Source organism: Klebsiella sp. GW_Kp181 (assembly GCF_040062315.1).
Classification (GTDB): Bacteria; Pseudomonadota; Gammaproteobacteria; order Enterobacterales; family Enterobacteriaceae; genus Klebsiella; species Klebsiella oxytoca.
The window spans coordinates 223,664-236,227 of the sequence record NZ_JBEAFR010000001.1; the positions used below are offsets into that span (position 1 = coordinate 223,664).

General features: G+C 50.1%; 10 protein-coding genes. 6 read left to right on the forward strand and 4 right to left on the reverse strand.

The features are described from left to right. Window positions 1–24 precede the first annotated feature (24 nt). Together ABLV11_RS01130 and ABLV11_RS01135 are read right to left on the reverse strand one after the other, a co-directional pair. The gene (locus tag ABLV11_RS01130; protein WP_224329857.1) at window positions 25–2,751 is read right to left on the reverse strand and encodes a filamentous hemagglutinin N-terminal domain-containing protein; all 2,727 of its coding nucleotides are present in this window, start codon (window positions 2,749–2,751) and stop codon (window positions 25–27) included. 1,181 nt (window positions 2,752–3,932) lie between these two features. Continuing rightward, window positions 3,933–4,424, reverse strand: coding sequence for a YajQ family cyclic di-GMP-binding protein (locus tag ABLV11_RS01135; protein ID WP_004099480.1), 492 nt, complete (start codon window positions 4,422–4,424; stop codon window positions 3,933–3,935). A gap of 142 nt (window positions 4,425–4,566) precedes the next feature. Between ABLV11_RS01135 and panE the strand changes: the two genes are divergently transcribed. Further along, complete coding sequence (gene panE, locus ABLV11_RS01140; protein WP_004099477.1) at window positions 4,567–5,478, forward strand: 2-dehydropantoate 2-reductase; 912 nt, start codon at window positions 4,567–4,569, stop codon at window positions 5,476–5,478. After that, a complete protein-coding gene (yajL, locus tag ABLV11_RS01145) occupies window positions 5,441–6,034 on the forward strand; it encodes a protein deglycase YajL (protein WP_004099475.1) in 594 nt (197 codons plus the stop codon). Before panE ends, yajL begins: the two co-directional genes overlap by 38 nt. A 29-nt stretch (window positions 6,035–6,063) precedes the next feature. On the opposite strand, the gene ABLV11_RS01150 is transcribed toward yajL, so the two are convergent. Both ABLV11_RS01150 and thiI read right to left on the reverse strand, forming a co-directional pair. Next, a complete protein-coding gene (locus ABLV11_RS01150) occupies window positions 6,064–6,696 on the reverse strand; it encodes a hypothetical protein (protein ID WP_126488594.1) in 633 nt (210 codons plus the stop codon). A 23-nt stretch (window positions 6,697–6,719) separates the two neighbouring features. Beyond that, complete coding sequence (gene thiI / locus ABLV11_RS01155) at window positions 6,720–8,168, reverse strand: tRNA uracil 4-sulfurtransferase ThiI (RefSeq protein WP_024273832.1); 1,449 nt, start codon at window positions 8,166–8,168, stop codon at window positions 6,720–6,722. Window positions 8,169–8,366: 198 nt separating this feature from the next. Between thiI and xseB the strand changes: the two genes are divergently transcribed. From xseB to ABLV11_RS01175, 4 genes are read left to right on the forward strand one after another with little or no spacing between them, the layout of a single operon-like run. After that, on the forward strand, window positions 8,367–8,609 hold the full coding sequence (gene xseB, locus ABLV11_RS01160) for an exodeoxyribonuclease VII small subunit (protein ID WP_004099468.1): 243 nt from the start codon (window positions 8,367–8,369) through the stop codon (window positions 8,607–8,609). Then, the gene (ispA, locus tag ABLV11_RS01165; RefSeq protein WP_004099466.1) at window positions 8,610–9,509 is read left to right on the forward strand and encodes a (2E,6E)-farnesyl diphosphate synthase; all 900 of its coding nucleotides are present in this window, start codon (window positions 8,610–8,612) and stop codon (window positions 9,507–9,509) included. An 18-nt stretch (window positions 9,510–9,527) separates the two neighbouring features. Further along, the gene (dxs, locus tag ABLV11_RS01170; RefSeq protein WP_004099465.1) at window positions 9,528–11,390 is read left to right on the forward strand and encodes a 1-deoxy-D-xylulose-5-phosphate synthase; all 1,863 of its coding nucleotides are present in this window, start codon (window positions 9,528–9,530) and stop codon (window positions 11,388–11,390) included. Between the two features lie 59 nt (window positions 11,391–11,449). Beyond that, a complete protein-coding gene (locus ABLV11_RS01175) occupies window positions 11,450–12,424 on the forward strand; it encodes an aldo/keto reductase (protein WP_004110982.1) in 975 nt (324 codons plus the stop codon). The last annotated feature ends 140 nt before the right edge of the window (window positions 12,425–12,564 follow it).

Below are 12,564 nucleotides of genomic sequence, written 5' to 3' on the forward strand. Positions count from 1 at the left end.
TTTACCTTTTATTTAGCGTTCTATCTATTTACCAACAACAGTACCAAATATATTTGTTATATTTGCAGCTGTCTGAAGTCCTTGAGCCCCACCAAAGACAGCCCAAAAGCCAGTATTGATAACTTTTTTGGCATTGATTACTGCTTTTCCTTCGGTATAGATATTAAAATAATTATAGATATTATTTGCCGCATTCAAATTGAGTTGGGATGAAGCAACCAGGTTACCCATATTAGAGACATTATTAGCATCGACTCTGGTCGTATACCCAGTGATATTACCATTAGCATTGTTGGTCAAGTCAGTATTGGTAGTAATTGTCAATGCCTTGCCAGAAACGATATCTTTATTGTTAGCTATTGTGTATCCACTAACGTTAAGATTCCCGTCAGCATTAATGGTATGAGAATTTCTTAAATAGCCGGTACTTTTTACAGTCACATCCCCCTTGCCACTAATCCAGCCATTATTGAAATAATCACCATTAACATTTATGAAAATATCTCTATCTGAGGAAATAATGCCAGTTGCGGTATTTTTAGCGATAGAACCGTTTCCTTCTAAAGACAGCGAGTCAACATTGATATTCATGTTACCTGCACTGTAAATAGTTGAATAATCCGCGGCAACATGTTTGGCATCAATATTCATGTTGCCGGAATTAGCAACAACCTGCCCTTTGTTGTTTGTCAGGTTCCCGGAAAGATTAATATTAGTATCTCCCGACTGAGAAACAATACGCCCAGATGTATTGTTGACATTTTTTGCAGTTATATTCAGATCTTTACCGGCGATTATGCCACCTTCCTGATTGATATAGCCGAAATATTGCCCTGCATAATAACCAAACATGTTACTAGAACTAACATTAATATCGCCTTCCGCCTTTAACGTCAGATTTTCATCGGAGACCATCATTGAATACTTGCTATCCAGGTATGAGCCTGATTCAACATTGATATTTTTGGCGAGAATCAATGAGCTGTCATTAATGATTTTGTTAGCTTTAATCGATACGTCACCCTCGGTAGACGTTACCATAGCAAGACGGCTATCAAATTTGTCGCTAAGCTCGATATTAACACCTTTTATACCATTGATTCCGGCCTGGCTGGTCCGCAGCTCACGACCTTCGATTGAAATATTTTGGCTACTTTCAATTTTCCCCTGGTAGTTATCGATATCTCTAGTGGTCTTTAATTTAATATCACCGGCTGAGGCGATTGTTCCAGCATTATTAAAGACATAATCTGCAGAGATGTCTGTGCCGCTCCCAGAAATTATACCTTTGGCTTCCGCACCGGCCGGATCGAGTGATTTATTATTGTTATTTTTAACAGCTTTAGTAGTTGTTATTTTCACATTAGCTGCACTGGAGCGAATCAAGCCAGTTATATTTTCTATATTACCAGTACTATTAATCTCTACGTTTCCATCAGCATCAATAACGCCAGAGTTATTAGCCATAGAGCTATTCTTTAGATTAATATAATTGCCATGTATTTGACCATTACTATTGCTGAGTTCACCGCTCTCGATAAGTACTATTGCCGCTTCGATACCAGCGTTTTTGCTTCTTCCGGAGTTGTTCAGCTTATTATTGTTGGTATTAACCGTTAACATTCCTCCAGATGCAATCTTACCATTGGCATTATCCAGTGCACCGCTTAGAATGTTAATATCTGATGCAGCAGAAATATTTCCCCCAGTGGTATTATTGATGCTGCTTTTGGCAGTATCAATTGTAATACTTCTCCCACTGTTAATTTTACCGTTTATATTATCCAGAGCACCATTGGTATTTACAGCTATGTCGCCACTAGATTGGATCATAGCGCTGTTATTTATTAGCTTACCGTTGCTAGTGATATTAAGGCCACTGGCACCGCCGGCAATAGTCCCTTCGTTACGTACCCCAACGCCGCCTTCAGTGCTAATCAAATTAATGCGGTTGGCATACATACCGCCGAGTTTAGAGACATCCACGCCATAGGAAGCAGCTTTATCGATGGCCTCCACTGTGCCGGTGATAGAACCATCGACATCGATAACGTTGTTGCCTGCGATGACTGATAGCTCATCAACTCTCAGACTTCCGTTCACTTTGACGCTGCGGGCTAAAATTTCTGTAGGTGATTCGCTTTGGAAGTTACCAACAGTAATACTGCCGCCCTTCACGGTATAACCTGTTAATGCACCATCTTTTACATTTGGCGTACCGGTCGTCAGCGTCCCTTTTTCCGCATTGATGAAACCGCCCCCTTGGGTGGTAATCCCATTTGGGTTAGCAATGATCAGATGAGCAGAGTCGCCGGCCACTTCCATCATCCCGTTGATGGTACTTGCATTTTTTGAAGTTACTTCGTTCAAAATAACTTTCGCGGTTCCCCCCGCGAGATTAGCATTACCTTCAATCTGCCCGGCCAGAGTCGTTTGCACGGCGCTGGCGGAGTTATTGAAAATCACCCCTTCTTTGCCCACGTTCAGTGTTTCGTAAACGTTATGTGAAAGTCCTTTGCTATTTGCTTCTTTAATATTCACAACAGGAACACCGTTTGCTGACGTGACGTTCCCATTAATGATTGAGATATCAGCCTGGGCTATTACCGGTAAAAGCAGTAATATTGAAGCAGCAACAGGATTTAATTTTAGCATTCTTTTTTTATTCGCGTAATGTTTCATATAAACCTTTTCAGATAGTATTGATAGAGCACAGCCTGATGGAATTACACAATGAGCAAGCATCATCATTCACATCAGGCCATTTTTAGCACACTAATTAGTGCACCGATCCTTGTGTATAAATCACATTCAATTCATCAACATCTTGTATACAGCAACCAATATGATTTATGAAATATATGAAGCATAAACTTTAATATTTTTAAGCAAAATGTTTAGTCGATTATATTTTTATTTTATGAAAATTACCCTCTACAAAGGTTGTTATCCGTTTAAGCTTATCCCTGTTCTGCACCTTATGGTTAAGGCCGCTGCTATTATCCTTGCCCATCACAGCGATTTCATACAACGCTTTACTGACTTCGCTATACTTTCCTCGAATAGTTTAATAAACAAAAGTGAATTATTACCCATTATATTAACTTCCAGACTTTCATGATTAAGATCAAAAATGAATATTTTCTTAAAAAGAATCTGGAGGGTATCTGACATCCTGAACGTTGTGGCTACTGTTTTTTCATGCGTAATCAAAAAGAATACCCCCCTCAAAGCCGGGCTTCAACAATATGATTTTATTGGATTTTAGAAGCAACCTCAGATAAAAACACCATTCGGCCAGGCGCTATTCGTTCGAAAACTCATTTCACAATATTAATAAAGTGAGGGTTCTGGTAAACATCCGGATGTTAGTGTTACCTATCTGAAATCGCTTTAATTTTATTTTCATCTATTTCTGATACCTTATGCAATGTGTCATTGAACATTAAATTATAAAAATACCAGGCAGGTAAACAATACGCACGATGAATAAAAACATCTCCATATTCCCCTACCAGACAAATTTTATATGGCGGCAACATAGTGAAAGTCGAATAATTCAACCGACTCTTTGATGAGTAAAAGCGCTAATACGTCAATGAATAGTCTATTAAGGAGTTAGTATGGCAAAACATGAAATATATTTGAATGCAAGCTCAAGGACATAACCTTGCCGGCTATCGCCAGTATTATGCAACTGGCGTGCTGTACCGCTTACCAGTCATAATCGATATGCGGGCTTGATGTCTGAGAACAAGCCGCTGTTGCAAGGCTGAAAGGAGATTGATTAACTAAAGGGAATATTATTGTGTAGTTGAACTCATTAATTTCACATTTAAAATGTCATGATTCAGAACGTGAGTGAAAATGGGCGACGGCTTATCCGACCGTTCTAATGGGCCGGATAAGCGTGTACTATCTGAGCATACTGGCTAATCGCGGAAATTTTTGAACTGGAACGGCTGACCTAAATCACCGCCGCGTACCAGAGCCATAACCGCCTGCAGATCGTCACGAGATTTTCCAGTAACGCGAATTTCTTCACCCTGGATCTGCGCCTGCACCTTCAGCTTACTGTCCTTGATAAGCTTAACGATTTTCTTCTGCGTCGCGCTCTCAATTCCCTGCTTCAGCTTTGCATCGACAAACCAGGTCTTACCGCTGTGCACGAACTCATCCGGAACTTCAATAGAACTGCCTTCAATTCCGCGTTTAAGCAGCTTGGCGCGCAGAATATCCAGCAGTTGATTAATCTGGAAATCAGACTCACTGAGGACCTTGATGGACTCGTTCTTTTCGTTCAGTTCAAAGCTCGCTTCGACGTTACGAAAATCAAAACGCGATTCAACTTCACGGGTCGCGTTCTCTACGGCGTTTCGAACTTCCTGAAGATCGACTTCAGAGACAATATCGAAAGATGGCATCTTTTCCTCTCCTTCAGTTTCTTTTGCGTTGCATAATACCTGCAACGCGACATAACTCAACTTGTTATCCCGAAAGGATAACTGATAACGCTATACTTTAGCCATGAGCACCTGATGCAGCACTCACAGGTGAGGAGGAATAATGAAAGTAACCGTACTCGGATGCGGTGCACTGGGACAGTTATGGCTAACTGCGCTGTACAAACACGGGCATGAAGTCCAGGGCTGGTTACGCGTCCCCCAGCCATTCTGTAGCGTCAATGTCATTGATACCGACGGTAGCGTGTTTAATGAATCATTTATCGCTAACGATCCTGATTTTCTCGCCAGTAGCGACCTGTTGCTGGTCACGCTGAAAGCCTGGCAGGTCTCCAACGCGGTGAAAAATCTGAGCGCAATTTTGCCCTCATCATCGCCTGTTTTGCTCATGCATAATGGTATGGGAACCGTGGATGAGCTTAAAAGCATCAGACAGCCGCTGCTGATGGCTTCGACAACCCAGGCTGCTCGCCGCGACGGCAACGTCATTGTCCATGTTGCCAATGGCACCAGCCACATTGGTCCAGCGAAAAATTATCCGCAGGACTACAGTTATCTTGCCGATGTGCTCCAGGGCGTGCTACCTGACGTTGCCTGGCATAATAATATCTACCCCGCAATCTGGAGTAAGCTGGCGGTTAACTGCGTGATCAACCCGTTGACGGCGTTGAAGAACTGCCAGAACGGCGCCTTACGCGAATATCCTCAGGAGGTCGCTGACATCTGCTATGAAGTTGCGGCGGTTATGGAGCGCGAGGGGATGCATACCTCGCCGGAAAACCTGTTATTCTATGTTCATCAGGTTATTGAAAGTACGGCAGAAAATACTTCTTCAATGCTGCAGGATATTCTCGCCCAGCGCCATACGGAAATCGACTATATTACCGGTTTTCTGCTAAAGCGTGCTCGAGCCCACGGTATAGCCGTACCTGAAAATACCCGTCTGTTTGAACTGGTTAAGCGTAAGGAGAATGAATATGAGCGCGTCGGCACTGATTTGCCTCGCCCCTGGTAGCGAAGAGACCGAAGCGGTCACCACCATAGATTTACTCGTTCGCGGCGGCATAAAGGTCACAACCGCCAGCGTCGCCAGCGATGGCGATCTGACGATTGTCTGCTCGCGCGGCGTCAAGCTGCTGGCCGATGCGCCACTGGTGGAAGTGGCCGATGGCGACTTCGATATCATCATTCTTCCTGGCGGCATTAAGGGCGCCGAGTGCTTCCGCGACAGCCCTCTGCTGGTTGAGACCGTGCGTCAGTTTCACCTTTCCGGGCGTATCGTCGCAGCGATCTGCGCCGCGGCGGCCACCGTACTGGTGCCGCATAATCTGTTCCCCATCGGCAATATGACCGGATTTCCCGGGTTGAAAGATCGCATTCCTGCCGGGCAGTGGCAGGACAGGCGCGTCGTCTGGGATGCTCGCGTTAAGCTACTTACCAGCCAGGCGCCCGGGACGTCCATTGATTTCGCTTTAAAGATAATTGATCTGCTGGTTGGGCGTGAAAAAGCCCATGAAGTCGCATCACAGCTGGTCATGGCGGCGGGAATTTATAACTACTACGAAGCGTGAGCCAACGGCGGAAATTTCCGCCGTTACCTTCACATATGACGTTCAATAAACCTGAATACCTGCGCTCGCGGATACGCATCTAAATCAACGGGGATCCACAAAAATCCTAAGGTCCCTAAATCTAAATAATCCATTTTTCCGTGAGTTACGATCCCCTTAACGTGTCTCCACGCCAGAAAAGCCCGGTAATTTTGATTAGAGTGATCCATCCAGCTTACGCCCTCCTCCCACAGCTGAAGGCAATATCCGCTGCGAATAGCTTCATTGGCGTCATAAAAGCGACGGGACCAACATCTCTGAAATCGGCGATAAAGAAGCCGGATGGTCAACACGCCGACAATGTAGCATCCCAGAAAAACGGCTATCACCTTTGAATTGCGTAACCTGAAAAGATACTCGCCCGCCCCATCGCTAATGGACCAGGCGCTTAATCTGAACTGATAATGACCATCGCTCAATGACGCAAAAAAGGCAAAAATCAGCCACATAATAAGTGTGCTAATAAGAAATGCGGGTACAGGAGCTAAACGGCGGCGACGTTCTGGCAATGCGAGCCGGGCCAGCCTCGCTCCCCACTGGTATTGGGAAAACGACAAACACTGTCCCGGAATATAAAACGTCAACGGCACGCCATCCTGGCGTGCGGGTTGTTCAGGAATCATATAACATCCTTGTTATAAATTTGTTATGGGCGATACACCTTCACGTTCTGGAAGCCCTGCTCGCGCAGATACAGCGCCTGCAGGCGGCTCATCACGCCGCGTTCACACCACAGCAGCCAGGTTTTATTCTGGTCGAGATCGCCAAATTTGGTGCTGAGCTTATAGAACGGCAGAGAGACCACATCCACGCCTTCCACCTTTAACGGCCTGTCATCCTGTTCGTCGACAGAACGAATGTCGAGGATTACGTCGTTCGGGCCAAAGCCGCTGACGGTTTCCACTTCCACCACGTCCTGTTCTGTCTGCTGAGCAATATCGCGGATATCGATATTCGTCGCTTCCGCTACCACTCTTTCCAGGATGTCGAAATCGAAGTGCTCTTCTTCCGCCTCGATCTTCGCCTTTACCGCTTTAATGGTCGGGCTCTTCGAGATAACCCCGCAGTATTCCGGCATGGTACGGGCAAAATCTTCGGTACCGATTTCACGCGCCAGATTAATAATGTGCTCTTTATCGTGTGAAATCAGCGGACGCAGAATCAGGGTATCCGAGACGTTGTCGATCAGACGCAGGTTGGTCAGCGTCTGGCTGGAGACCTGTCCCAGCGCTTCGCCGGTAACCAGCGCCTGCACGCCGTAGCGCTCGGCGACTTTTGACGCCGCGCGAACCATCATACGCTTGAGCACCACGCCCATCTGGCCATCATCGACTTTTTCCAGAATCTCGCCAACCACGGGTTCGAAGTTAATCGCCACGAAACGTACCCGGTGGGAACTGCCGAAACGGTTCCACAGGTAGTGCGCCACCTGACGTACGCCGATTTCATGCGCAGCGCCGCCGAGATTAAAGAAGCAGTAATGCACGCGACAGCCGCGACGCATCAGCATATAGCTGGAGACGCCGGAGTCGAAACCACCGGAAATAAGCGACAACACGTCTTCCTGGGTGCCTATCGGGAAACCGCCAATACCTTCATAGCGCCCTTTAACCAGCAGCAGGCGATCGTTTTCAATCTCGAGGTTCACCGTCACATCGGGGTCGGTTAACTTCACGCGCGCCGTTTCAATATGTTGGTTCAAACCGCCGCCAACGTAGCGCTCGACTTCGATTGAGGTAAACTCATGCTTACCGCGGCGCTTAACGCGCACGCAGAAGGTTTTACCTTCCAGCGCTTCACGCCACAGCGGCAGCGTCTGCTCGAAAATATCGTGCAGGGAAGTATAAGGAACGTCCTCGACTTCAAGAATATGGTGAATACCGGGGATACGGGTCAGGGCATCGCGAATAGCCAGGCGCTGGTTTTCATCCTTTGCCCGAACCTCGATATGATCCCAATGACGAACGACGGCAAGCGTCTCATCATAGTTTTTGAGAACGTTACGAATGTTCCCGGTTAAAATTTTAATGAAGCGCAATCGCACAGATTGGCTTTTGATGGTGATTTCCGGGAACAATTTAATGATAAACTTCATGGCGACAATATTCGTTGGCAAGCCCGACGGGGCTTTAAGCATAAAAAGTTGTACAGGCGCGATCGGCGTCTGCATCCAGGGCGCGGAGTATACCACTATTGGACGCTTTTCACCTGGCATTGCGCGTTATTTGATTAACCGCGCGACTTCGTTACCATATTGATAGCCATCGAGACATAACAAGAGTCTATATTCACTATGCCAAAGAAAAATGAGGCCCCGGCCAGCTTCGAGACCGCCCTGGGCGAGCTGGAGCAGATTGTTAATCGTCTGGAAAGCGGCTCGCTGCCGCTAGAAGAAGCGCTCGGCGAATTCGAGCGCGGCATACAGCTTGCGCGCCAGGGGCAGGCAAAGCTGCAGCAGGCCGAGCAGCGCGTGCAAATTTTGCTGGCGGATAGCGAAGATGCGCCGCTGACGCCTTTTACGCCGGACGCTGAATAAATGGATTTTCCGCAACAGCTACAGTCGTGCGTTGAGCAGGCTAACGAAGCGCTGCGTCGTTTTATCGCTCCGCAGCCCTTTCAGAACACTCCGCTGGTCGAAGCCATGCAGTACGGCGCACTATTGGGCGGCAAGCGCCTGCGCCCGTTTCTGGTTTACGCGACCGGCGACATGTTTGGCGTTAGCCGCGCTACGCTGGACGCTCCCGCCGCCGCCGTCGAATGCATCCATGCCTATTCGCTAATGCACGACGATCTTCCGGCAATGGACGATGATGATTTGCGCCGTGGTCAGCCAACCTGCCATATAAAATTCGGCGAGGCGAACGCAATTCTTGCTGGAGACGCTCTACAAACGCTGGCGTTTTCTATACTGAGTGATGCGCCGATGCCAGAAGTACCGGATCGCGATCGTCTGGCGATGATTTCTGAACTGGCGCAGGCCAGCGGCATCGCCGGGATGTGCGGCGGTCAGGCGCTGGATCTGGAAGCGGAAGGTCATCAGGTTGACCTGCCGTCGCTGGAGCGTATTCATCGCCATAAGACCGGTGCATTGATTCGCGCAGCGGTACGAATGGGCGCACTGAGCGCAGGTGAAGCCGGACGCAGAGCGTTGCCCGCTCTCGATCGATACGCAGAAAATATCGGTCTCGCCTTCCAGGTCCAGGATGACATTCTCGACGTGGTAGGGGATACTGCCACCCTTGGCAAACGTCAGGGAGCCGACCAGCAGTTGGGCAAAAGTACCTACCCCGCCCTTCTGGGACTTGAGCAAGCCCGGAAAAAGGCCCATGACCTGATTACCGACGCCCGCCGGTCGTTAAACGAGCTGGCCGCGCAATCTCTGGATACCACGGCACTGGAAGCGCTCGCGAATTACATAATTCAGCGTGATAAATAAACAATAAATGAGTCTCTGATGAGTTTTGATATTGCCAAATACCCGACCCTGGCGCTGGTGGACTCCACCCAGGAGTTGCGTTTGTTGCCGAAAGATAGCCTGCCGAAACTGTGCGACGAACTGCGGCGCTACCTGCTGGACAGCGTCAGCCGCTCCAGCGGGCACTTTGCCTCCGGCCTCGGCACGGTAGAGCTAACCGTGGCGCTGCACTACGTCTATAACACGCCTTTCGATCGCCTTATCTGGGACGTCGGCCACCAGGCTTACCCGCATAAAATTCTGACCGGACGCCGCGATCAAATCGGGACTATCCGTCAGAAAGGCGGACTGCACCCCTTTCCCTGGCGCGGGGAGAGCGAGTATGACGTTCTTAGCGTCGGCCACTCGTCCACTTCTATCTCCGCCGGCATCGGCATAGCCATCGCCGCAGCCAAAGAAGATAAGCAGCGTCGCGCGGTCTGCGTGATCGGCGACGGGGCGATCACCGCCGGGATGGCGTTTGAAGCGATGAACCACGCTGGTGATATCAAACCCGACCTGCTGGTAGTGCTCAACGATAACGAAATGTCGATCTCTGAGAACGTCGGCGCGCTAAACAATCATCTGGCGCAGCTGCTTTCCGGAAAACTCTACTCCACGCTGCGCGAAGGCGGCAAAAAGGTCTTCTCTGGCGTACCGCCGATTAAAGAGCTGCTCAAACGCACCGAGGAACATATCAAAGGGATGGTGGTTCCGGGGACGCTGTTTGAAGAGCTGGGCTTTAACTACATTGGGCCGGTGGACGGCCACGATGTTATCGGTCTGGTTAACACGTTGAAGAACATGCGCGACCTGAAAGGTCCGCAGTTCCTGCATATCATGACCAAAAAAGGCCGCGGCTATGAGCCCGCCGAAAAAGACCCGATTACCTTCCACGCGGTGCCGAAGTTCGATCACACCAGCGGCGTGCTACCTAAAAGCAGCGGCGGCCTGCCAACTTACTCGAAAATCTTCGGCGACTGGCTGTGCGAAACCGCCGCAAAGGATGACAAGCTGATGGCCGTTACCCCCGCGATGCGCGAGGGTTCAGGAATGGTCGAGTTTTCGAAAAAGTATCCCGGCCAGTATTTCGACGTGGCTATCGCCGAACAGCATGCGGTCACCTTTGCCGCTGGCCTGGCGATTGGCGGCTATAAGCCGGTGGTGGCGATTTATTCAACCTTCCTGCAGCGCGCCTACGACCAGGTGATCCACGATGTCGCTATCCAGAAGCTGCCGGTGTTGTTCGCTATCGACCGCGCAGGAATCGTTGGCGCTGACGGTCAGACCCATCAGGGCGCATTTGATATCTCCTTCCTGCGCTGCATCCCGGATATGGTTATCATGACGCCAAGCGACGAGAATGAATGTCGCCAGATGCTCTATACCGGCTATCACTACAACGACGGCCCGAGCGCAGTGCGCTATCCGCGTGGCTCCGGTACCGGTGCTGCCTTTGAACCGCTGGCATCGCTGCCTATCGGTAAAGGCGTGGTGAAACGCGAAGGCGAGAAGATCGCCATCCTTAACTTCGGCACGCTGCTGCCGCAGGCCGCCAAAGTCGCGGAGAAGCTTAACGCCACTCTGGTGGATATGCGCTTTGCCAAACCGCTGGATGAAGCGCTGGTGCTACAGCTGGCCGCAGAACACGAGGTGCTGGTTACGCTGGAAGAGAATGCCATTATGGGCGGCGCGGGCAGCGGCGTGAATGAGCTGCTGATGTCTCGCCGTCGCGCGGTGCCGGTGCTGAATCTCGGCCTGCCTGATTTCTTCATCCCGCAGGGAACCCAGGAAGAAGCGTATGCCGATCTCGGCCTCGACGCCGCAGGAATTGAAGCCAAAATCCACGCCTGGCTAGCATAATTGCCGTCACCGCTCCTGCTATGCTTAAGGGATACTTTTATCCGTAGCAGGAGCGCACTATGCACTATATCCCTCTTGGCGATACCGATCTCCGCGTTTCCCGGCTCTGCCTTGGCTGTATGACCTTCGGCGAACCGGACCGCGGCAACCATGCATGGACCTTACCGGAAGAGAGCAGCCGCCCACTCATTAAATACGCCCTCGAAGGCGGGATTAACTTTTTCGACACCTCCAATAATTACTCTGACGGCAGCAGCGAAGAGATCCTCGGCCGCGCGCTACGCGAATATGCCCGACGCGATTCCGTAATCGTCGCGACCAAGGTTTATCATCAGGTGGGCGATCTGCCGCAGGGACTGTCGCGGGCGCAGATCCTGCGATCTATTGACGACAGCCTGCGCCGTCTCGGCATGGAGTATGTCGACCTGTTGCAGATCCATCGCTGGGATTACACCACGCCCATTGAAGAAACCCTCGAGGCGCTCAACGACGTCGTCAAGGCGGGTAAAGCCCGCTATATCGGCGCATCGTCGATGCATGCGCGCCAGTTCGCGCAGGCGCTGGCATTGCAGGAGCAAAATAACTGGGCTCGCTTCGTCACCATGCAGGATCATTACAATTTGATTTACCGTGAAGAAGAGAATGAGATGCTACCGCTGTGCAGCCGCGCAGGGGTCGCGGTAATGCCCTGGAGCCCGCTTGCGCGCGGTCGTCTGACGCGTCCCTGGGGAGAAACCACCGCCCGCCTGGTATCGGATGAATTCGGTAAGTCGCTCTATAATGCCATGGATGAGAATGACGAGCAGATTGCCGCAAACCTTGCTGAGGTCGCGGAAGAGCTTGATGCCGAGCGCGCTCAGGTCGCGCTGGCCTGGCTATTGAGCAAGCCCGGCGTGGCCGCGCCGATTATCGGCGCGTCAAGGCAGGAACAGCTGGATGAACTGCTGCATGCGGTCGATTTAACGCTGACGCCAGAGCAGATTGAGAAGCTGGAAGCACCGTATAAACCGCACCCGATCGTGGGGTTCAAGTAACCCGCCGTCCCTACCAGATTCCCGGCTCGCGCTGCGCTTAGCCGGGCTACAGATTCACCAATATCTGCGGACAACGGGTTGACCACCGCCTCCGGGAAATTATGCCACTCTGCGCTTTGCTCCCGGGGGCGGCGCAAAGC

Bases quoted from the DNA above. Each gene is read 5' to 3' on its own strand.
- ispA (WP_004099466.1), top strand. From the start codon at position 8,610: ATGGATTTTCCGCAACAGCTACAGTCGTGCGTTGAGCAGGCTAACGAA.
- thiI (WP_024273832.1), bottom strand. From the start codon at position 8,168: ATGAAGTTTATCATTAAATTGTTCCCGGAAATCACCATCAAAAGCCAA.
- ABLV11_RS01150 (WP_126488594.1), bottom strand. From the start codon at position 6,696: ATGATTCCTGAACAACCCGCACGCCAGGATGGCGTGCCGTTGACGTTT.
- yajL (WP_004099475.1), top strand. From the start codon at position 5,441: ATGAGCGCGTCGGCACTGATTTGCCTCGCCCCTGGTAGCGAAGAGACC.
- ABLV11_RS01175 (WP_004110982.1), top strand. From the start codon at position 11,450: ATGCACTATATCCCTCTTGGCGATACCGATCTCCGCGTTTCCCGGCTC.
- ABLV11_RS01135 (WP_004099480.1), bottom strand. From the start codon at position 4,424: ATGCCATCTTTCGATATTGTCTCTGAAGTCGATCTTCAGGAAGTTCGA.
- dxs (WP_004099465.1), top strand. From the start codon at position 9,528: ATGAGTTTTGATATTGCCAAATACCCGACCCTGGCGCTGGTGGACTCC.
- panE (WP_004099477.1), top strand. From the start codon at position 4,567: ATGAAAGTAACCGTACTCGGATGCGGTGCACTGGGACAGTTATGGCTA.
- ABLV11_RS01130 (WP_224329857.1), bottom strand. From the start codon at position 2,751: ATGATGATGCTTGCTCATTGTGTAATTCCATCAGGCTGTGCTCTATCA.
- xseB (WP_004099468.1), top strand. From the start codon at position 8,367: ATGCCAAAGAAAAATGAGGCCCCGGCCAGCTTCGAGACCGCCCTGGGC.